This is a genomic window from Planctomicrobium stercoris, assembly GCF_051465655.1.
GTDB lineage: Bacteria > Planctomycetota > Planctomycetia > Planctomycetales > Planctomycetaceae > Planctomicrobium.
The window spans coordinates 1-21,109 of the sequence record NZ_CP195791.1 but is presented as its reverse complement, the minus strand read 5'-3'; the positions used below and the strand labels follow the sequence as shown (position 1 = coordinate 21,109).

Sequence of the window (21,109 nt, the reverse complement as noted above, 5' to 3'; positions counted from 1 at the left end):
TGGATCACACTTTTATGCCGTCTTCTCGTGCTGCGAAATGAATTCGCGTGCAAACGCTTCATCCTTGGCGAGCACGTGCAGGCGGCATTCCAGCACTCCGCTCAAGCCGGCTTGATGAGCGTTTTCGATTGCGCAGTGAATCCCCTGTTCTTCGAGTGCCGCTTTGATGATTTCGGCACGTCCGACATCAGTGGTCTGGTAGATCGGGATCAGTTCTTCGTACGACATCGGATGTTCCTCAACAGGTGATGCTGGCAACGGTCGTGGCGCAAGTTGCCTTGCGCGCCTCAGGTTCCTTCAGTATACCGCGTTTTCGCAGGTGATATGGGTCGGCCTCTCTTTTATTGAAAATTGTTGCATTGGCGCAAATGTCGGGTGATTTAATCGGAAGTGGGGGCGGCCGGGACGCAGATTCTCGGAGAAGGCCAGGGGGGCTCGGAAAACGGACTTGCCAGCGGGGTTTCAGTCTGATTAACTCATATCTGGAAAACCTCAATTGAAGCGCCCGCCCACCTGTTTCCACCTGCCTTGGCATCAGTTCAGATTCGTGTCTTTAAACTGACAACTGCAGCTCCCCCACGGAGCTTCACCCGGTTCTGATCTGTTCAAAGTTGTGGTCCCACGTCGACTGCCCCACGTTTGAGTTCCCGTCATGAACGCCTCCGCATCGACATTTCGATTGACAGCGTGTCTCGTCGTGCTGATTCAATCTGTCGCTGCTGCTGGGACACCGCAGGAGAATTTCGAGAGCGTTAAGCCGCTGCTTATCCAGTTCTGCGGCAAATGTCACTCCGCGGAAAAGAGCGAAGGAGGACTCGACCTGACTCGCTTTGAAACGTACGAGCAGGCACACGCAGACCGCAAAATCTGGGACACGGTCCAGTCCAGAGTTGTTCCCAAAGAGATGCCGCCTGAAGGTTCGCCGCAGCCCAGCGAAGACGAGCGCTGGCGCATGATGGTCTGGCTCGAAGAAATCGTGAAGGAAGAAGGGGCGTGTAATCAGATTGCAAACGACGGCAATACGAATTTCTATCGTGGCCATGTGATGAGCCGTCGGTTGACACGAACCGAGTATGTCAACTCGATTCGTGATCTGACTGGAGTCCAGGTTGATGCCGCCCAGGAACTTCCGTCCGACGGATCGGGAGGCGAGGGGTTCGATGCTGTCGGTGATTCTCTGTTTCTCTCTCCAATTCATCTCGAACGCTATCTCGATACCGCGGAAGGGGTGACATTTGCACTCTGGCCGGATCAGCCCGTGCAGGATGAACCTGACCTGCTGAAGCAACGTCGTGCAGAAATCGGCGGAGCTCAACTGGCTGATGGAGTCAACGGACGAGATCTCGCGGTGAAAACTCTTGCTCCGCTGGTTCGTCGCGCATTTCGCAGAAGCGTCTCCCCTGAAGAACTTGATCGCTACGTGCAATTCTATGACGCCACGGTTCAACAGGGAGGGAGTCATCTTGCAGGTCTGCGGACGGCGCTGCAGGGGGTTCTGATTTCTCCTCACTTCCTGTTCTTGGCCGAGCCCGAGCCTGAACGCGAAGGAATCTACCCTTTAGCGGATCATCCTCTGGCAGCCCGGCTGGCAATCTTCCTGTGGTCCTCTCTTCCCGACGAAGAGCTTCTGGATGCAGCGGATGCGGGCCTGCTACAGAAAGATGAAGAGCTGCAGCGACAGATCCATCGAATGCTTCAGGATCCGCGCTCTGTGGCACTGGGCGAAAACTTTGCCATGCAGTGGCTGGGACTGACTTCACTGGGAGGCGGGATTCGCCCCGACCCTCAGCACTTTCCCGAGTTCACGGATGATCTGGCTGCGGCGATGCGAGGAGAAACCGCACGGTTTTTTGCGGGATTGTTTTCAGAGAATCGCAGCCTGCTGGAACTCCTCGATGCGGATTACAGCTACGTGAACGAAGATCTGGCGAAGTTGTACGGCATTCCAGAGGTGACTGGCCCCGAGCTGCGGAAGGTTGTCCTCACCGATCGAAACCGAGGAGGAGTTTTGACGCAGGCGAGCGTGCTGACGGTCTCGTCGTATCCACTGCGTACGAGTCCGGTGTTGCGTGGCCGCTGGTTGCTGGAAGAGATTCTGGGGAGCCGGGTCCCACCTCCACCGCCGGATGTCCCGGCACTTCCTGAACAGCCGGAGGATTCCAAGCTGACATTGAGGGAACAGCTGGAGATTCATCGTTCGAATCCACAATGTGCGTCCTGCCATTCGCGCATGGACCCGCTGGGTTTCGGGCTGGAGAACTTCGATCCCATGGGGCGGTGGCGGGCTGATATCGCCGGTCAAACAATCGATTCGACCGGGACTCTCCCTTCAGGCGAAACTTTCAATGGGCCCGTTGAGCTGAAAACCGTGTTGATGAACCGAAAAGATGAGGTTCTCAAGCACCTGAGTCGAAAAATGTACGGATATGCCATCGGTCGCGATCTGAACAAGTACGACGACTGCGTGATCCAGAATGCCGTCGAGGCGTTGAAGAAATCTGAGTACCGGGCCGCCACGCTGGTGGAACAGATTGTTCTGAGCTACCAGTTCCGTCATCGATACTGCAAGAAATGACAGGTGTCGCCATGAACAGGCCGGCCGACTTCACCCGACGCGGTTTCCTTCGCGGGACCGGGATTGCGTTGTCCCTTCCATTTCTGCACTCCCTGCTTCCAAGGTCGGTGAGAGCAGCCACCACCGGTCGCCCTCCTGTTCGCATGGGATGCCTGTTCTTCCCGAACGGTGTCTGGCGGGACTCCTGGATTCCCAAAGAAACGGGAACTGAATTCACGCTGCCGTTCTCGCTGGAACCGCTCGCTCCGGTGAAGGATTCCATCGTCGTCGTCTCGCATCTCGATAAACGACACAGCCATCAAGGTGACGGCCACTACGCCAAGACGGCGAACTTCCTCACTGGACTCGTGGTTGAGAAAACAACCGGCAAGAACATCAGCACAGGGGGAATTTCGCTGGACCAGCTGATGGCACAGCATGTCGGAAATCAAACTCCGCTGCCATCTCTTGAACTGGGGATTGATCCGGTCATTTCCGGGATCGACAGTAACGTCGGCTTCACGCGGCTTTACGGTTCGAACATTTCCTGGCAGACAGCCAATCGTCCTGTGGCCAAAGAAATCAACCCGCGTCTGGTTTACGAACGTCTCTTCGGGCTGCGGAATTCCGGTACTCAGAAAGGGGCCGCATCGTCGTCGTCCGAGGATCGCCGCAAGCTCCTGGATCTGGCGATGCAGGATGCAAATGACCTACGCAGGACACTTGGCCGCGACGACCAGTTCAAGCTGGATGAATATCTGGACTCGGTCCGCGCCGTCGAACGTCAGGTCGAATTCTTCCAGAAGACCGATGCCCGTGAATGGACACCGAACGTCCCGGAGAGTGCCTATGCCAACGTCCCGCAAGGCATCCCGGGCGACTATGAGGCCCATGTGAAATTGATGCTGGACCTGATGGTGCTGGCGTTCTGGTCGGATTCAACCCGCGTCAGTACGTTCATGTTCGCCAATGATGTTTCCGGCCGGAATTTCTCGTTCGTCGATGGCGTGAAGGGGTCACATCACGAGATGTCCCATCACGAAGGAAAGGAAGAGAAGATCGAACAGTATCGCCGTATCAACCGCTGGCATGTCCAGCAGTTCGCGAACATGCTGGAACAGATGCGAGGCATTCAGGAAGGGGAAGGGACCTTGCTGGATCACTCCATGATTCTGCTGGGCTGCGGCTTCTCCGACGGAAACTCCCACGATCCCCGTAACCTGCCGATCATCCTGGGTGGAAAAGGAAACGGCACGCTGAAGACCGGCCAACATCTCGCTCCGCCTGTCGACACTCCGCTGTGCAACCTGTACGTGAACATGCTGCAGCAGATGGACATTCCCGCGACCAGCTTCGGTGACAGCTCCGGAACGCTGGAAGGGCTGGTGTAGTCTGGACTCTCAGCTCTTCCCTCGCAAACGTCTCACAGGCCGACGTAGCGGGCGTACAGGGTCTTGGCCTGGTTGACATCTTCGGTCCCAGTCACGATGCAGCGGCCGTCGCTGAAGATCGTCAGTTCACCCTCCCAACCCGCTGGCTGGAAGACGAGCAGGAACGGATTCATTCGAACTGTCCCTGAACCTTCCAGGCGGGACTTCAGCTGTGCGAGCACAAGCTGCGAACCTGCAACGGGTGAAATCTGGACCGAGTTCCGTCCGCACATCACGCTGGTCTGGGTTCCGGAAGCCCCCGCCAGCCAGGTTCTCTCTGTCCCCTGGCAGCACGGGCAGTTTCGCTGGCTCAGCAGACTCTCCAGATTCAACTGTCTCCAGGTGTGATCCCAGACATCCACAATGGTCAGCACAGGTTGAATCAGGTGCTGCTGCCCAGTGAGAATCTTCAGGGCATCGACGACCTGGATTGATGCCACGATCTGCACGGCAGACCCCAGCACGCCGGCGGTATCGCACGTTTCGCTCGTACCCGGGCCGGGGATGTCGGGCATCAGGCAGCGGAAGCAGGGGGTCTGGCCAGGGATGATGCTCATCACCTGACCCTGGCTTCCGACGCATCCAGCGTGGACCCAGGGGGTTCCCGTTTCGACAGCAGCGTCATTGATCAGGAATCGGGTTTCGAAATTGTCGGTGCCATCCATGATGACATCGGCATCGCGGATCAACTCGAGGATGTTGGCATGGGTGACGTCACCCACATGGGGCTCAATGGTGACTTCACTGTTGATGCGGCGAAGTTTCTCAGCGGCTGCGATCGACTTGGGAAGCCGGTCAGCGACATCCTGTTCATCGTAGAGGACCTGCCGCTGCAGGTTGGAGAGGTCGACGAAATCGCGGTCGACGATTCGCAGGAAACCGACTCCCGCACGGACCAGCGACTCCGCGATCACCGATCCAAGTGCTCCGCAGCCGACCAACGTCACCCGGCTGCCACGGAGACGCTGCTGACCGGACTCGCCGATTCCGGAGAACAACGTCTGTTTGCGGTAACGGTCCAAATGAAAGACTCGCGATTTTGAAGCGTGCGAGCAGGAGACGTTCGTCTCCCGATCAAGACTCAATGGCGTGCACAAAACAATCGGGGGGCTGATGCCCCCCGCTCGCCGAATTCAATTCTTACCAGCTCGGATGTTCCGGCAGGTACTTCTCAAACTCCTGAATCAGTTTCTTCTGGTAGTCTCCAGCAAAGGTTCCTGCGAAGAATTTGTCGCAAGCTTCTGCGTTGAAGCGTTCCCAGCTCTTTTCTTCATGTCCGGGATTGATCGGATAGAACAGAGCGCCGACTGCTTCAGCGGCGGCCTGATCTCCAGGGGCATCACCGATCATGAGCATCTTGTGAGGCTCGTAACCCATGTTCTTGCAGGCAGTGAGCGATTCCTTCTTGCTGCCCGATTCCTGACCGCAGATGCACTGCACATACTGGTCGATGCTGTGCTCCTGCCATTCCTTTTGAAGAGCTGCATTGGGAGTGGCTGAGCAGACGATGAGGTCGGCCTTGGCCTTCATCTTCTCGAGCCCTTCACGCACGCCGGGGAAGGGAGGGACGTCATGAACAAGGTCGGCAACGCTGTCGTCGACCGCCTTGGACCAGGCATAGGCCTGCTTCAGGTCCGGATCGCCCGTCTTCTCAGCTTCCGGTCCAAGCGTCTTGGTGCCGAGCTTGGTTTCGCGTTTGACCCAGTCCCGCAGGCCTTGCAACTTGGGCAGCTTAACGCCGCGGGCAATGACTTCCTCTCGCTTTTCGAGCAGGTCCAGGGCGAGCAGGTATGCCGGGAAGCGATTGGCTCCGCGTGTCTTGGAGTACAGGTTGGTGAACTCGGCAGCTTCGCGGGCGTACTTGGAGATCGGCTGCAGGTGCATGTACTTGATAAAGTTGGGGATGAAGCATTCTTTGTGCTTGATCTCCATGGAATCGAATGCGCAGCCGTCGGAGTCGATGCCGATCAGAAAGTCATGTTTTTTTGAGAAGTGATCGAGGCCGAGTTGAGACACGTGAAGTCCTTTGAAATACTTAGTGCAAACATTCGCCGACGCGAGATGGCTTCGCGGGAATCGTAGAGAATATTGCAAGCGAACAGGACTTCCAAGCCACCCGTCCGGTGCCGGCCGCTCGTCGGAGAGTCCAGAGTCCAGAGTCCAGAGTCCAGAGTCCAGAGTCCAGAGTCCAGAGTCCAGAGGGCAGAGGGCAGAGGGCAGAGGGCAGAGGGCAGAGGGCAGGGCTGCTAGCGACTCTCCGTGCTCGGGTCGATCATGGTAGAATTTTTCAGGTCCAGTGATCGAGTGATTTTCAATCGTCCTCTTTTTGAAAAACTTCAAACGGCATTGAAAGCCGTTGCCTATTTTTTGTTTGCTTTGACATTTTTTGATGTCCTGTTTTTACTGCTGTTACCATTCCCGCCTGACAGTTGGGAACATGGCCTTATCGCCAGCGTCTTTTCGATTTCCGCGGCAATCTATGTTGCGTGGAAGTCGCTGAAACAAGAGAAGGCGACTCGCAACCGACTCCATGACAATCACTCGCGGGAGGCCAAATGATCCCTCTCGGAAAGGTTCCAAGCAATGACTGACATCCCGGCTGTAGGCAAGAAGGCTCCCGCGTTTTCACTTCCTTCCTCGTCGGGCGGAACTGTGAAACTGAGCGAGTTTGCCGGCAAGAAGAATGTCGTCCTGTACTTCTATCCGCGGGATAACACTCCCGGCTGTACGCAGGAAGCCTGTGACTTTCGGGACAACATCGCCCGGATTCAGGATCAGGACACGGTCGTTCTGGGGATCAGTCCCGACAAAGTGGAATCGCACCAGAAGTTCGCGGACAAGTTTTCACTGCCGTTTCCGCTGCTGGCGGATGTCGATCACGCTGTCGCGGAGAAATATGGAGTCTGGGCGGAGAAGAAGAACTACGGGAAGACCTACATGGGGATTCACCGGACCACGTTTCTGATCGGGAAAGACGGAAAGATCAAGGCGGTCTGGCCTTCAGTGAAGGTCAAAGGCCATGTCGATGAAGTTGCTGCGAAAATTCTGGAAATCTGACAGAAGGCTGTCCAGAACTGCGACTCCTCCAGCGGAGGCAGAACGAAGCGCCGGTCTGTTGACCTTCTGCGATTACTCCAGGAAGCCTTTCAACTCCTCAGCGGTAACCAGATCTTCGATCTGCCGTCGGATTTCCTGCATCAAGGTCAGTTGCAGAGCGTGGAGCCTCTCCAGTCCGACCATGTCTTTCTGCAGTCTTGCCAGTTCGCTGGATCGCGATTGCAGTTTCAAAATGGAGGGCTGCTTCTGAATCGCGTTTCTTCTCGCAGGCATTAGATCGTTTCCTTGATGTGCCGGACCAGAATCTCATCTTAGAACGCAATGCAGCGGTGACATAGAGGAATTCTCTTCCTGCCGAGACAGTTGAGAACAGTTCTCAAACTCGGGAACAGTTTGAATCAGGATGAGTAGAAATACGCATCAGCAGGCGGCACTTTGTTCTTTGTCCCTCTCTCAGGTGGAAACGTCTGATCTTGAAGTAGGGCCTTTCCCCGTAATGTCCGCTCCGTTGGGAGGAGCCCATGGATGTGGTATTCTGGCGACTTAGAGTCGTCGAAGTTCTGTCATTCCCTTTTTCATAACAACCGCCACGCGACTACGGACGACATGTTTTGAGTGGATTCACTCGCATGGGAGCCATCCGCTGGCAGAAATTGGAAACGTGTCGATCTTATGGCTAGCAAGCGAATTCTCGTAACTGGAGCTTCTCGTGGAATTGGTCGGGGATGTGCCGTTCAGCTGGCCCGCGGGGGCTCAGATGTCGCTGTGAACTACCGTTCGCATCCCGAAGAAGCAGAGGAAGTTGCGAATGAAATCCGCGCGCTGGGACAGCGGGCAATCCTGGTGCAGGGAGACGTTTCCAATCAGGAAGATGTCGACGGCATGGTTCAAAAGGTCGTCGCTGAATGGGGGGGGATTGACGGTCTGGTCTCGAACGCCGCCTACAGCGACCGGGAACGGATGATCAACGCTGATATGGCGGGATTCCGTCGGACGATCGACGTCAGCATGTGGGGTGGTTTCTACGCGGTGCGAGCGGTCTCCAAGCAGCTCGTCGAGCAGGGACACGGGGGATCCATTGCGGTCGTCAGTTCGCCGCACGCGGTCATCCCGATCCCCACGGCCATGGCGTACAATATGGCCAAAGCCGCGATCGATCACATGGCCCGCACAGCTGCCATCGAACTCGCCCGCTACCGGATCCGTGTGAACGTCATTCACCCAGGCTGGATCGACACACCGGGAGAACGCAAGTTCTTCACCGATGAGCAACTCAAAGAGGCAGCGAAGTCGATCCCCTGGCAGCGCATGGGGCAGCCGGACGAAATTGGCCGGCTCGTGAACTTCGTCATGAGTGATGTCTGTGACTATATGACCGGAAGCACTCTGCTCATGGACGGAGGAATCTCCCTGCCCTGGTGGTCGAATCGCGATGAGGGGATGCAATAAGCCAGATGCCTTGAATGCGCGATTTCATCGGAACGCATTCAAGGGACGCTGTGCCGTTCAGCTTTGATCAAACGGTCAAATCAACTCACTTCCAGACAGAAAGCGCAATCATGATCACAGGACGATTTCAGTTGGGATGCATTCAGGCGCGGTCAGCTCTACTGATCGGGGCCTGTGCATTGCCGCTCATGATGGGATGCCCTCCCAAGGGAGACGGGTATCGCGAAATGGGGGCCAAGGATGACGTGACCAACACCCATCCGGACGATCATCACCACGACGCCGGCCCGCACGGCGGCCACATCATCGAGCTGGGGGACTTCCACGGCGAAGTGGTCATGGATGATGGTCGCAACGTGACCGTCTACATCCTCGGCGACGACGCAGCGACTGCGGTGCCAGTGGCAGATGCATCAGCCAAGCTGCACGCTCAGGTGGGGAATGAGAAGAAAGAGATCGCTCTGACAGCGGCTCCGCAGGACGGGGAAACTGACGGCAAGACCAGCCGCTTCACTGCTGCCGCTGAACTGATTCCTGTCGAAATCATCGACATCGAAGACCTGCAGGGCGAAGTTGTTCTGATCATCGCCGGCAAGGAATCGACCGGCAAGATCTCTCATGACCACGATCATGGCCATGATCACGATCACGAGCACAAAGAAGCTGCTCCGGCGAAGTAGTTCGTCGCAAGCAGAACTGACCGACAGGTCCTGAGAAAAAGTCAGAGCCACGCACTCGTGAGTGTGTGGCTCTTTTTGTATCGCAAGGGTTGTTCTCAATGTTCAAAGTTAAGAGAACCACGGAAGGCACGGAATTCACGGAAGAGATTACAAGGACTTGGGGAACCCCGAATCGAATGACTTTGGCGTATTCATTCCACTGCTGACCGACACTGAAGAGAAGAATCAACCCATCACAGGTCGATCCCTGTCTTCAATCCATTCGCCTCATTCGCGCGATTCGCGGTTCTCTCCTGTCTTAATTCTTTCCGTGAGTTCCGTGCCCTTCCGTGGTTCAAGCTCTGTTGCGCCTTCAATCAGCGGCCTACGATTCAATTCCGGGAACCGGGTAGTTCCGGGCGAACTCAGCGATCTCTCCCCGCACGCGGGCAGCGACCGCTTTGTCTTCAGGTGACTTGAGCACTTCCAGAATCCAGGCGCCCACCTTCTTCATTTCATCCTGCTTCATCCCGCGAGTCGTGAGAGCAGCAGTCCCGATGCGGACTCCGCTGGGGTCGAGCGGCTTCCGCTGGTCAAAGGGGATCATGTTTTTGTTGACGGTGATCCCAGCATGATCCAGGGCTTCTTCGCCGATCTTTCCGGAAAGGCCGATGGCAGTCATATCGCACAGCATCAGGTGGTTATCCGTTCCACCGCTGGCGAGCCGGATTCCACCCGCCATCAGAACTTCAGAAAGGGTCTTGGCGTTTGCCACCACCTGCTGGGCATACGCCTTGAAGGAAGGCTGAAGTGCTTCATGGAAGCAGACGGCTTTGGCAGCGACGATGTGCATCAGCGGCCCCCCCTGCAGTCCCGGGAACACGGTCTTGTCCAGAGCCTTGGCGTGTTCTTCCTTGCACAGCACGAAGCCCGAGCGAGGACCACGCAGCGTCTTGTGTGAGGTGGAAGAGACGAAGTCCGCGACCTTGACTGGGTTGTTGTGCACTCCCCCAGCCACCAGTCCGGCGTAGTGAGCCATGTCGACGAACAGGTAGGCTCCCACTTCCTTGGCGATTTCAGCGAACTTCGGGTGATCGATTTCGCGAGGGTAAGCGCTGGCTCCCGCGACGATCATCTTCGGCTTGTGTTCGCGGGCGAGTTTGGCGACCTGATCGAAGTCGATCCGATGGTCGCTTTCCCGAACGCCGTAGGGGATGACGTTGTAGAGCTGTCCGGAGAAGTTCAGGTGCATCCCGTGCGTGAGGTGACCCCCGTGTGCGAGATTCATTGCGAGAATGGTGTCGCCCGGCTTCAGCACCGACATGTACACAGCCATGTTCGCCTGCGAGCCGGCGTGAGGCTGGACGTTGGCGTGATCAGCACCGAAGAGCTGACAGACCCGGTCGCGTGCCAGTGTTTCCACCACGTCGACGTACTCGCATCCGCCGTAGTAGCGACGCCCCGGGTAGCCTTCCGCGTATTTGTTGGTCAGGATCGTGCCGGCAGCCTGCTGGATCGCGGCGCTTGTGTAGTTCTCGGAGGCGATCAGCTCGAGGCCATCGACCTGACGGCCACGTTCCTGCTGAATGGCGTTCCAGAGATCCGGATCCGCAGCTTGAAGATTGGGAGACACCTGAGCAGCCGACATAACACTTTCCTGGTCGATAAATTCCTGGGACTCAATGGAGATGTTCACGAGTCCGAGCCTGGGTATTGGATCTTCTTTTATAGTAAAGATTTCACCACGGAGACACGAAGGGACGGAGAATTTTCGTCAGACAGCTGTGCAGGTGCAGACGGAATTTGTGAAGGATCGGCCCTCATTTTTCGATATTTTCCGGCTTCGACGTCGCCTGCCGTGACGCAGCTGGCGAAGACATCTTCATCCTTTCGGAAGGACAAATCCTGGAAGTTATCGCTGGTAGCTGGGCAGATAGCCTTTTTCCAGCTGGAGAATCGTCAGATTGATGGCGGTGACGTAGACGTTGCCGACCTGGGCATCCTGCCAGCTTCCGTCCGCGGACTGCGTGGCGAGCAGAACCTGTTTGAGTTCATTGTAATACTTCGGCCAGAGTTCCTCGTCGCGGTACATCACCTGGGCGTAGTAGTAGTGCAGGTAATGCCAGTGTCCGAAGCCGTTGGCTTTGATGGCGCCCCCCTGCGGCCAGATGTTGCTTTTGCAGTAATCGAGCATGCGACGGACGTCGTCGGATTCGCCGTAATCCCCGGCGCTGAACATGCTCGCGACCGCTGCAGCTGTGATCGGAGCCCGCGCTCCTCCTCCGCGAATGCTGTACTGCACTCCCCCCTCGGGCGAAAGGCATTCGTGAATGTACTGCTTTGCCCGGTCGATGATCTCTCGCGGAACTGGGATTCCAGCGTTTCGACAGGCCCGCAGCCCCTGCACCTGCGTCACACAGGTTGACCCCTCGTCGAAGTCATTTCCGTCGCGGGCTGAGACGTATCCCCAGCCCCCTTTGGTGGTCTGGGCTTCCGCACTGAAGCGAACCGCCTTTTCAAGAACCGTTTTGATCTGCCGGCGACGCTCTTCATCCTCTTCCTCTCCATAGACTTCGGAGAGAAATAGCATCGAAAACCCGTGTCCGTACGTGTAGTGGTAGTCGTCCGCGTAGCCGATGAGCCCCCCCGGCTGGGCGGTGTCGAGAAGGAAGTCGACCGCGCGGCTGACATTCCGGGCGTACTTGCCCCGCGTCGTCGTCGAGCCTTCTGTCAGAAGTGCGATTCCGCACAAGGCTGTCATGGCGACCCGGTACTGCCCGCTGTTGGCTTCCCAATACCCTTGTCGACGCTGTTCCCGGGCGAGGAATTCCAGTGCCCGGCTGGCGGCCCGGTCCGACTGCGGGTCTTTCTCCGCCCCCTGCACGGCGCTCACGGCCGTTCCGCCGATCATCCCGATGACGATGAGGCTGCACAGCAGTCGGCGGGAAACAGGTGAGAACGACAGCATTTCCGGGATCTCTTTCTGTGTTCGTCTCCGTCGATCCCGGACGGACGACTGCCGCAGGGAGGTGGCGGGGAGCGCCCATTCTACACGCCCGGGAGGGAAAATTGAGAGGATTCCTTGCGGATTCTCTCGCGGGCGCGGAAGTCCGACCGGATTTCGGCACGATGATCGACAACGATTGAGGCCAAGCCCGGTTTTGAGGATGAAAATTGTGGTTGGAAGCCTCTTCCTTTCTGTCACTCCGGTTCCAAGAATAGGCATCGACGAGGATGGAGGGAGCCTGCGGAGATCGTCGATTCCGGCATGAGGAAAACGGCACCGGGCAGCATCTGTGTTCCCTTCTGCTCAGTTTCATCGTCCCATGCTGGCGGACGGGCTCTGCTCCCTTGGCTGGCGGCCGCATGTGGAGATGTGCCGGTCTGGTTGAGTCTGCAGGCAGTCGGAGTTCGGATGGCCGTTTGCAGGGGCTTTGCCGATGTTAGCAACTGTCCCTGTGCGCTCGTCTGGATGCGGGCATTTCAGGGCGGGCTGAAACTGGGAGAATCTTCTTCCATTTCCAGTGCTTCCAGCTGTTTTCGAGGTATCGTTCCACTGTCAATCCGGGATGAAGGGCGGCGCGGGTTTGTCACTTCGAGCACGTCAAAAGCTGGGTAAATACCGCATCGAGAAGCGCCTGAGCGAAGGGGGCTTCGCGACTGTCTATCAGGCTTTTGACACCATCGAAGGGGTGCATGTCGCCCTGAAAATTCCTCGCGGGCCCAAGCCGAGCGAAGATTCGCTGAAGCTCTTCCGGCACGAAGTTCGTCTGGCTGCCCGGCTCGAACACCCGAATATTCTGCCGCTGAAGGATGCCTCGGTCATCGAGGAATACTTCGTCATCACCTTCCCGCTGGGGGTGCGGACACTTTCCGACCGGCTTTCCCGCCGCCTTTCGCTGCGGTCGGCGATGTACTTCGCGGAACAGATGCTCGAAGCGCTGGCGTACGCTCATCAGCAACGAATCATTCACTGTGACGTAAAGCCCGAGAATATGGTGCTCTTTGCCGGAGACCGGCTGAGACTGGCCGATTTCGGGATCGCCAAGTTTGCTCAGAAGACCATTGAAGGCTCGGGGACCGGGACCATCGGTTACATGGCTCCGGAGCAGGCGATGGGCAAGCCCTCCCAGCGATCCGACGTTTTTTCCGCTGGATTGATCATCTACCGGATGTTCTCGGGCGAATGGCCGGCATGGCCGTATAGCTGGCCCCCTCCGGGAATTCGGAAGTTACGGACACGAATGCACCCGGATTTCATTGCATTTCTGCAGAAGGCGATCGATGCTGATCCTCGACGGCGTTTTCGAGATGCGGAGCAGATGCGGAACGCCTTCCTGAGATTGAAGCCGAGGGTTTTGAACCATGCCGAACGCCGCCGCATTCGATCTGCCTGATGCGGGGAAACCGGATGAGGGGAAACGGGACAGGGAAGAGGTCACGTCAGTCCCTTTTCCTTTGCTTCCTTCAGTCGAACCACTGCCCGCTGTCAGCCAGTCGAGAGTCGGGCCCGGCAATGCCGCCTGGCTGACCTGTAAGTCCCCCGGAAAACTGACCGCCAACGAAGATGCAGTGGGCGTCTTCCCGCTGAACTCCCAGCAGGGACTCCTCATGGTGGCTGACGGACTGGGAGGACATCGAGGGGGGCGGCGTGCGTCCCATCTGGTCAAGACCCTGCTGAACCGGGGAGCCAAACGGATCACCTCGCCCGATCCAGGCACCGCGATGACCATCAGCGGAGTCGTCCCGGTCCCGACACAGGCCCCGAAGGGAGACGAGGTCGGACAGGATCATCGGGACTGGATTCTGAACGAAATTGAACGGGTCAACCAGCGGCTGCTTCGCTCGCGAGTCGGATCCGCAACCACCCTCGCACTGGTGGAGGTGAACGGCAACCGCGTTCGCAGCTACCATGTGGGGGATTCGGAGATCCTGATCGTCAGTCAGCGCGGGCGTCTGAAGTTCTCGAGCATTTCCCATTCTCCGATTGGATATGCAGTCGAATCGGGGATGCTGACTCAGGAAGAGGCCCTGTTCCATCCCGATCGTCACCTGGTCTCCAATGTGATCGGGAGCGACCAGATGTCGGTGGAACTCGGGCCGTGGGTCACTCTTTCGCCGCGAGATACCGTGCTGCTGGCGTCGGACGGACTGTTCGACAACCTGATGCAGGGAGAGATTGTCGACTGCGTGCGGAAAGGGAAGCTGGCGGACTGCGTGAAATCGCTGGGGGAACTGGCTCGCGACCGCATGCTGGTCCCCAGCCTGGACCACCCCTCCAAGCCGGATGACCTCTCAATTCTGGCCTACCGCAGGACGGGCTCAGCGGACTGAGCCCAAAAAGGATTTGAATCACGGAAGGCACGGAAGTTACGGAAATAAAAGCCAAAAAGGGAACCGCGAATCTAACGAATTTAGCGAATCGGTCGACTGACAGAGTGAAGCTGATCATCCCCGCGTCGTTGGGTTTGATCCCAGACTGTCTTCAATTCATTCGCTCGATTCGCGAGATTCGCGGTTCTTTTTCTTTTCTGGTTTCCGTGATTTCCGTCTCTTCCGTGGTTCAAATCCTTCTTCTGGCCGGCTCCCCCCGAACTTCATAACCGGAAATATTGTCAGGATTCGTCCCGACTACTAGAATTTTCCGAACATCGAAGATGCTGCCTTTCCGGAGAGTGTCGCTGAGTGCTCAGCGTGGCTTGGACGGAAGAGCAAATTGGTGGTTCAGGAGCGTGCATGGTTTCCGTTGCGCAGTTTCCCGTTCCAGACTCTTCGGCCCTCGAAGAGCCTATTCCGCACAGGCGATCCTCATCGTCCGCGCTTGAGGCGAACGTCTTGGCACTCAACCGCAATTTTCTCGCGGTTCAGGTGATCACCGTCCGTCGCGCGTTCTGTCTGCTGGTTAAGGATCTGGCGGAAATCATCCATGTCGAAGGGGGCCATTACAGCGCCTACGACTTCGCTGCATGGCGTGAACTCTGCCAGCTCAAAACCGAGATGGGCGAACGCTACGAGTACGAAGACTGGGTTCGCTCGGTGAACTTCGATATTCAGGCGCCGCGCGTGATTCGGCTGCTGACCTATGAACGGGTTCCCCGGAACACCGTCAAATTCAACCGTCGGAATATCTTCCTGCGGGATGGACACCGGTGTCAGTATTGCGGCAAGCGATTCAGTACTCCGCGTTTGAGTCTCGACCACGTGCTGCCTAAGAGCCGGGGAGGGGCCGATACCTGGGAGAACATCGTCTGCGCCTGTCTCAAATGCAACGTCGATAAAGGGGGCCGGACTCCTGCAGAAGCTGGAATGAAGCTGCTGCAGAAACCGCTCAAGCCGAAACGGAGCCCGCTGCTGAGCCGACAGCTCTCGCTGAGCAAATACGAATGCTGGCGAAACTTCGTTCCACAGATGACGGAGTGACCGCCCCGGATCCGGGAATTTTGAACCACGGAAGAGACGGAATTCACGGAAAGAAGACAAGAACCGCGAATCAAACGAATTTAGCGAATCATTGAAGAGCCGACTGGATCGCACCAGTTTTCTTAAGCAGAAGCAGGGCTCTGAACTGTTGGGAATTCATTCGCTCTATTCGCTTGATTCGCGGTTGAGTCTCTGAACCCTTTCCGTGAATTCCGTCTCTTCCGTGGTTACTCATTTTGTGGTTTGGGAGACCAGCGTCCTTCGCTGACGGCCTTAAGTGATTGGCGCGCGGCGACAAGCTCTGGAACATGAGGTATGATTTCACCTTCTTGAATCTCCTCGTTCACGCATCTCTCCGGGATTCCGCCACATGATCTGCGTCACGGTCACCCCCAATTCACGGACGCTTGCGAAAGCCGACTTATTAAACGCTGCCCGTCAGGGGGACATTGTCGAGCTGTGTCTCGATCATTTCCATAAGGAGCCGGATGTCAAAGATCTGATTTCGGCGATCGACAAGCCGATGATCATCTCGTGCCGTCGCCCTCAGGATGGCGGGAAATGGCAGGGGACCGAAGAAGAGCGGATGATGCTGTTGCGGCAGGCCATTGTCGCGGGGCCGGCTTATGTCGAACTGGATCTGGACATCGCCAACAGTATTCCACGGTTCGGCAAGACACAGCGGGTCATCAGTTTCACCCGGCTTGATCGACCGGAAACGGATGTCGATGCCATCTTCGATGAAGCGACCAACGCCAAAGCGGATATCGTCAAATTCACTTGGCCGACTCCGACGTTGGACGCAGCCTGGCCGCTGTTGGCTGCGGTCAGCCAGAAACGAATGGTCCCGGTCGTGGGAATGGGGTTGGGGCGGCCGGAACTCACCTTTTCTCTGCTCGGAGCGAAGTACGGATCACCGTGGATCTATGCTGCTCTGGAACAGGGAATGGAAGCACATCCCGGACAGGCGACCGTCTTTGAACTGACGGAGACGTATCACTGTCACGAAATCAATTCCAAGACCGCCTTTGTTGCTGTGGCTGGTTTCGGACCATCCCAAGTCATCACGACTCGCGTGCTGAATGCCGGGTTCCAGGAACTCGATCTGAATGTCCGCTGCCTGCCGATTGAAGTGGGAGAGTTCAAGCACCTGAAGAAGATGCTGGACGTCCTGCGGGTCAGAGCGATTCTCGTGCAGGGACTGCAAGGGAGTGCCCTCATGCAGCTGGCCGAGCATGTCGATGCACACGATGCCCGCAGCGGCTATTTGAACCTGCTGTTGAAACGGGATGACGGCTGGTACGGGTACAACACTCTCTGGCGCTCGGGGCTGAAGGCCTTGGAAGCAGAGTTGGCAACGCGTTCGCGTTCGCTGGCCAATCAGAATACGCTCGTCATCGGGAATGGGGGGATTGCCCATTCCATGGTTCATGCCATCAGCCAGCGGCAAGGGCTGGTGAGTCTGTGTGGAGCTGATGATAAAGCGGCCCAGCAGATGGCTGGCGAGTGCAAGTGTCGCTACGTTCCGTTTCACAATCTGTATGAAACTCTGGCTGATATTGTCGTTGTCGCGGATGCCCGCGTCACTTCGGGGACGAGGCACGGACAGGTCAATCCGTCGTTGTTTCGTCCGACGATGACCGTCCTGGACGTCGGTAACCTCCCCATCGAATCGTCGTTGATGGGAGAGGCCCGCGACCGGGGATGTCGGGTGATTGACAGCTTCAGCACCTATCAGCAGCAGATCGCCGGTCAGTTCAAGGCGATTACCGGTAAGGATCTGCCGGAAGCTGCACTCGCCAAAGGGATGGCACAGGAGTGAAATCGGAAATCCTGGTGCCTTCGTCGAAATCGTTCGACTTTCACCGCTTTCGAATTGAGTCGGTTCTGCTGCCTGCCGTATGATCTAAGGACGATGGGCAGCTGAAATCCGGTCAATCCACGATGTCTGCGGAATACGATCACTCCTGGAAAATTCTCTGCGCCTGCCTGGCGCTGACGGGCATGGCGTACGCGGATGTGGTCCGCCTGCGCGAAGGGGGCGAAGTCCGGGGCGAGATTCTCGGAAGCGGTTCTCAGGAGGCATCCACTTCTGTTCAGACTCAGTCCGGGACACGCATCACGATCGATCGGGAAGAGATCGATTTCGTCGAACGTCGCAGCCCGCTGATGGAGGAATACATCACACGCTCGCGGCAGATTCCTCAGACCGCTGAGGCCAAGTGGGAACTGGCTGAATGGTGCCGGACACAAAATCTGCTGGATGAACGAAAAGAACAGCTCGAAGAACTTCTCGACATTGATCCCGATCACGAAGCGGCGCGGAAGATTCTGGGTTACGTGCGGCATCTCGGACGGTGGATGACCCGCGAAGATGAGATGGCAGAACGAGGTTATCTGCGGCACAACGGACGATGGGTGACCCGGCAGGAACTGGAACTCAAACTCGCCAACGCCAGTCAACAGGAAGCAGAACTTGCCTGGATGCCGAAAGTTCGCGTCTGGCTGATGTGGCTGACCGGGAACGACGCTCAGCGATCTGCCAACGGACTGGCAGAACTGAAGAAAATTGAAGACCCCGACGCAATTGCAGCGCTGAACAAACATCTGGGGCAGCATCCTCAGGAGGATGTGCGGCTCCTGTTCGTCGACATCATTTCCAAAATGGAAGGTCCCCGTTCTGTTCCGCCACTCGTGGACCGTATTTTGATGGACGGCAGTCATTTCGTGCGGGGGGCTGCCCTGCGAGGCCTGACTCCCGCGCGACACGCTGCCGCTGTTCCCGCTCTGATCGCTGCATTACGGCATAAATCGAACACGGTACTCTGTCATGCAGCCGAAGCACTTGGGGAAATTGGGGACCTCCGCGCGGTTCCCGCTCTCATTGATGCCCTCGTCACACGTCATCCGGTTCAGATTCAGGTCCCAGCGAATCAGGGAATCACGTTCTCCAACGGCGGGGCGATCGGTCCACTTTCTGGAACACTTCCGCCGGGGGTCGAAATTGCTGCGAGGACCGGTCAGCTTCCCTATGGAGCGACAGTGGTTCCGAACAATGTCCCTGTGGCGATGAAGAAGGTGACCGTCACACGTGAGTTCAAGAATCTGCCGGTGCTCAGTGCCCTGGAGAAAATGACCGGCAACAATCTGGGTTTCAATGAACGGGACTGGCACTTCTGGTGGGCGCTGCAGAAGAGTTGATGCCCGCCTGACTTCGTTACTCATCTCCCAGGAAATGATGCGGGTTGTCCGCAGCGAACGGATGCAGTGACTTCAGAGACTTTCCCTGCGGCAGTGCGTTCAGCAGAACTTCCGCCATGCGGAAATCTTCCTGAGTCGTGATCTTCAGGTTCAGCGGAGAGCACTCAACGACGGAAACCCTCTGGCCAATTCGCTCGACCAGCTGTGCTTCATCAGTCGCGACGAAGCCATCCCGCTTTGCATAAGCCTCCAGCAGGATCTTGCGATCAAACACCTGCGGGGTCTGTGCACCCCAGAGCTGTTCACGCGGGACTGTTTCGATGATCGATCCGCTGCTGACACGTTTGACCGTGCTGGAGATGGGGGAAGCGGGGATCGCTGCTCCGCTCTGAACGGCTGCAGCGAATACAGCGTCGATCCATTCTTTTGTGATGAGGGGGCGGGCGGCATCATGGACAGCGACAAAGTCGACATCTGACTTCACGTGGGCCAGTGCGTTCTGAACAGAGTCGGCCCGTTCCTTCCCACCGGCAATCAGATCGACGTTCATGAACGCCAGGTTGGGACGGAACTTCTCCTTGAACCAGTCCATGTCCTCCGGCGAGACTACCACCAGGGACTGCACGACATCTTTGTGATTGGCAAAGGGTTCAATGGCCCGAACCCAGATCGGCCGTCCTTTCAGATCGATGAACGGCTTCTTGCGGTGAGGGTCGCCGAAGCGTGAACTTTTGCCGGCCGCAGCCAGGATGACAGCAAATTTCGGCATCGGACATCTCTTCTGTAAATTCGAAATCCGAATCTTGAAATCCGAAACAAATCCAAAACCAGAAAACTCAAATACATTTTTGAATTTCAAATTTGTTTCGGATTTCGAGATTCGTGCTTCGGATTTCTCTCCGTTACCCCGCTTTGATTCGATCTTCCAGTGTCTGGAGGATGTCCTGAATTGTCCAGCTTTCCGAAGCAACCCGGACTGTTTCCTGCGAGTTGATCTGGCCAGCGATCTTGCGTTCCGCTGACATGACCGTGCTGTGGTTACGACCTCCGAAGTAGGTTCCGATCTCGCTGTAGGCGGACTGGGTCAACTTGCGGGAGAGATACATTGCCAGCATGCGCGGCTGTGACAGCGAACGCTTCCGGGAGGAGGAACGCAGCGACTCCGCTTCCACTCCGAAGAACTCGCAGACCGCGTTTTCAACGTCACTGACCCGGACGAGTTTCAGGCAATCGCGTTCCAGTCTTCCCAGCAGTTGTCTGGCTGAGGAGATGGTGACCTTGTGGCGTGTCATCTGTGACCAGGTGGAGAGGACGTTCACAGCCCCTTCCAGCTCGCGCACATTGCCGGTGAACCGGGAAGCCACGTGTTCAATGGCATCGGGAGTGAACTTGGCTTTCGTTCGCACGACATGGCGGTTGACAATTTCAATCCGCATCTTTTCGTCGGGACTTTCGATGCGGCCGACCAGACCGGAGAGAAACCGGCTGACCAGTTCATCAGAAGTGCGGGTGAGCAGTCGTGGATGACGGTTCGCAGTGACGGCGATGTGCCGCCCATGTTGTTCAAACTGCTTGACGGTGTGCAGGAACTCTTCCTGGAAACCTTTCTTCCCGTCAAAGAAGTCCACATCGTCGACCAGCAGAACGTCAACGCTGCGAAACTTCGCACGGAAGCTCGGGAGGCTGCGACCTGCCAATGCCTGGGTGAAGTAGTTTCCGAACTGTTCTGCGGTCAGGAGCATCACCTGCAGCTGGGGATAATCCTTTCGCAGACGTGCCCGGATTCCTTCGAGAATGTGTGTCTTCCCGTTTCCGACTCCCCCATGCAGGTAGAGGGGCGAGACGGTGGATGGCTCGGTCAGGAACTGCTGAACGGCAGCCATGGGGAGAGCATTCGCTTCCCCTACGACAAAATCGTTCAGGGAGTAGATGCGTTTGCTGCGGCCATGGACGTCGCGGGTTCCTGGACCTGCGGTGGTTCGACGGGCGAAGCTGGACTGCATCGTTGGCTGAGCTGTCGCTTCCACTGCCGGAGCAGGTGCGATGGCGACCGGAGTCAGTGTGACTTCGTTTCCGACTTCGTAGCGGATGCTGACGTCGGGACCGACGATGCCCGAGGCGATTTTCAGCAGTTCTGCTTCGAACTGCTTTTGCACCCATTTGACCAGATAGGGGCTGGGGACGTGCAGGACCAGCTGCGCTCCGGCGAGTTCCATACGAGTGGAACCTCCGAACCAGTTCTGGTATCGCCTGGGACCGAGACTCTTCTGCAGGGTCTGGCGAAGTGTTTCAAGGATGGAATCATTGTCATGACCGCCTGATGACAACACGGGTAGCAT

At 57.1% G+C, this 21,109-nt stretch carries 19 protein-coding genes; 11 read left to right on the top strand and 8 right to left on the bottom strand.

Annotation, left to right across the window (positions count from 1 at the left end):
* Positions 1-12: 12 nt before the first annotated feature.
* A complete protein-coding gene (locus SH661x_RS00095) occupies positions 13-228 on the bottom strand; it encodes a putative signal transducing protein (protein WP_437226798.1) in 216 nt (71 codons plus the stop codon).
* 424 nt (positions 229-652) lie between these two features.
* On the opposite strand from SH661x_RS00095, the gene SH661x_RS00090 reads away from it, so the two are divergent.
* Positions 653-2,575, top strand: a complete 1,923-nt coding sequence (locus SH661x_RS00090) for a DUF1592 domain-containing protein (protein ID WP_437226795.1) — start codon at positions 653-655, stop codon at positions 2,573-2,575.
* 11 nt (positions 2,576-2,586) lie between these two features.
* A complete protein-coding gene (locus SH661x_RS00085) occupies positions 2,587-3,945 on the top strand; it encodes a DUF1552 domain-containing protein (RefSeq protein WP_437226793.1) in 1,359 nt (452 codons plus the stop codon).
* A 32-nt stretch (positions 3,946-3,977) separates the two neighbouring features.
* Here the strand turns inward: SH661x_RS00085 and SH661x_RS00080 are convergent, their stop codons facing one another.
* Both SH661x_RS00080 and SH661x_RS00075 read right to left on the bottom strand, forming a co-directional pair.
* Positions 3,978-5,006 (bottom strand): ThiF family adenylyltransferase, encoded by a 1,029-nt coding sequence (locus SH661x_RS00080; RefSeq protein ID WP_437226791.1) that lies wholly within the window; start codon positions 5,004-5,006, stop codon positions 3,978-3,980.
* A 118-nt stretch (positions 5,007-5,124) separates the two neighbouring features.
* The gene (locus tag SH661x_RS00075) at positions 5,125-6,000 is read right to left on the bottom strand and encodes an HAD family hydrolase (protein ID WP_437226789.1); all 876 of its coding nucleotides are present in this window, start codon (positions 5,998-6,000) and stop codon (positions 5,125-5,127) included.
* A 258-nt stretch (positions 6,001-6,258) separates the two neighbouring features.
* On the opposite strand from SH661x_RS00075, the gene SH661x_RS00070 reads away from it, so the two are divergent.
* Both SH661x_RS00070 and bcp read left to right on the top strand, forming a co-directional pair.
* Positions 6,259-6,543, top strand: coding sequence for a hypothetical protein (locus SH661x_RS00070; RefSeq protein ID WP_437226786.1), 285 nt, complete (start codon positions 6,259-6,261; stop codon positions 6,541-6,543).
* 24 nt (positions 6,544-6,567) lie between these two features.
* Positions 6,568-7,041: a thioredoxin-dependent thiol peroxidase gene (gene bcp / locus SH661x_RS00065; RefSeq protein WP_437226784.1), complete on the top strand. Its 474-nt coding sequence runs from the start codon at positions 6,568-6,570 to the stop codon at positions 7,039-7,041.
* A gap of 72 nt (positions 7,042-7,113) precedes the next feature.
* On the opposite strand, the gene SH661x_RS00060 is transcribed toward bcp, so the two are convergent.
* The gene (locus SH661x_RS00060) at positions 7,114-7,314 is read right to left on the bottom strand and encodes a hypothetical protein (RefSeq protein ID WP_437226782.1); all 201 of its coding nucleotides are present in this window, start codon (positions 7,312-7,314) and stop codon (positions 7,114-7,116) included.
* A 399-nt stretch (positions 7,315-7,713) separates the two neighbouring features.
* Here SH661x_RS00060 and SH661x_RS00055 point away from each other — a divergent pair, with 399 nt between their 5' ends.
* Both SH661x_RS00055 and SH661x_RS00050 read left to right on the top strand, forming a co-directional pair.
* Positions 7,714-8,490: an SDR family NAD(P)-dependent oxidoreductase gene (locus tag SH661x_RS00055; protein WP_437226780.1), complete on the top strand. Its 777-nt coding sequence runs from the start codon at positions 7,714-7,716 to the stop codon at positions 8,488-8,490.
* 110 nt (positions 8,491-8,600) lie between these two features.
* Complete coding sequence (locus tag SH661x_RS00050; RefSeq protein ID WP_437226778.1) at positions 8,601-9,170, top strand: hypothetical protein; 570 nt, start codon at positions 8,601-8,603, stop codon at positions 9,168-9,170.
* A gap of 364 nt (positions 9,171-9,534) precedes the next feature.
* Here SH661x_RS00050 and glyA read toward each other — a convergent pair whose 3' ends face one another.
* Entirely contained in the window at positions 9,535-10,797 is a 1,263-nt protein-coding gene (gene glyA, locus SH661x_RS00045; RefSeq protein ID WP_437226776.1) for a serine hydroxymethyltransferase, read from the bottom strand.
* A gap of 264 nt (positions 10,798-11,061) precedes the next feature.
* A complete protein-coding gene (locus tag SH661x_RS00040) occupies positions 11,062-12,117 on the bottom strand; it encodes a prenyltransferase/squalene oxidase repeat-containing protein (RefSeq protein ID WP_437226774.1) in 1,056 nt (351 codons plus the stop codon).
* 619 nt (positions 12,118-12,736) lie between these two features.
* On the opposite strand from SH661x_RS00040, the gene SH661x_RS00035 reads away from it, so the two are divergent.
* From SH661x_RS00035 to SH661x_RS00015, 5 genes are all read left to right on the top strand, one after another.
* The gene (locus SH661x_RS00035; protein WP_437226772.1) at positions 12,737-13,546 is read left to right on the top strand and encodes a serine/threonine-protein kinase; all 810 of its coding nucleotides are present in this window, start codon (positions 12,737-12,739) and stop codon (positions 13,544-13,546) included.
* Positions 13,515-14,483 carry a PP2C family protein-serine/threonine phosphatase gene (locus SH661x_RS00030; RefSeq protein WP_437226770.1) on the top strand — a complete coding sequence of 323 codons (969 nt, stop codon included), beginning with the start codon at positions 13,515-13,517 and terminating at the stop codon, positions 14,481-14,483. Before SH661x_RS00035 ends, SH661x_RS00030 begins: the two co-directional genes overlap by 32 nt.
* 402 nt (positions 14,484-14,885) lie before the next feature.
* Positions 14,886-15,569 carry an HNH endonuclease gene (locus tag SH661x_RS00025; protein WP_437226768.1) on the top strand — a complete coding sequence of 228 codons (684 nt, stop codon included), beginning with the start codon at positions 14,886-14,888 and terminating at the stop codon, positions 15,567-15,569.
* 370 nt (positions 15,570-15,939) lie between these two features.
* Positions 15,940-17,391: a type I 3-dehydroquinate dehydratase gene (locus tag SH661x_RS00020; RefSeq protein WP_437226766.1), complete on the top strand. Its 1,452-nt coding sequence runs from the start codon at positions 15,940-15,942 to the stop codon at positions 17,389-17,391.
* Between the two features lie 122 nt (positions 17,392-17,513).
* The gene (locus tag SH661x_RS00015) at positions 17,514-18,770 is read left to right on the top strand and encodes a HEAT repeat domain-containing protein (RefSeq protein ID WP_437226764.1); all 1,257 of its coding nucleotides are present in this window, start codon (positions 17,514-17,516) and stop codon (positions 18,768-18,770) included.
* A 16-nt stretch (positions 18,771-18,786) separates the two neighbouring features.
* Here the strand turns inward: SH661x_RS00015 and ispD are convergent, their stop codons facing one another.
* Complete coding sequence (ispD, locus tag SH661x_RS00010; protein ID WP_437226762.1) at positions 18,787-19,539, bottom strand: 2-C-methyl-D-erythritol 4-phosphate cytidylyltransferase; 753 nt, start codon at positions 19,537-19,539, stop codon at positions 18,787-18,789.
* A gap of 133 nt (positions 19,540-19,672) precedes the next feature.
* Positions 19,673-21,109: a chromosomal replication initiator protein DnaA gene (gene dnaA, locus SH661x_RS00005; protein ID WP_437226760.1), complete on the bottom strand. Its 1,437-nt coding sequence runs from the start codon at positions 21,107-21,109 to the stop codon at positions 19,673-19,675.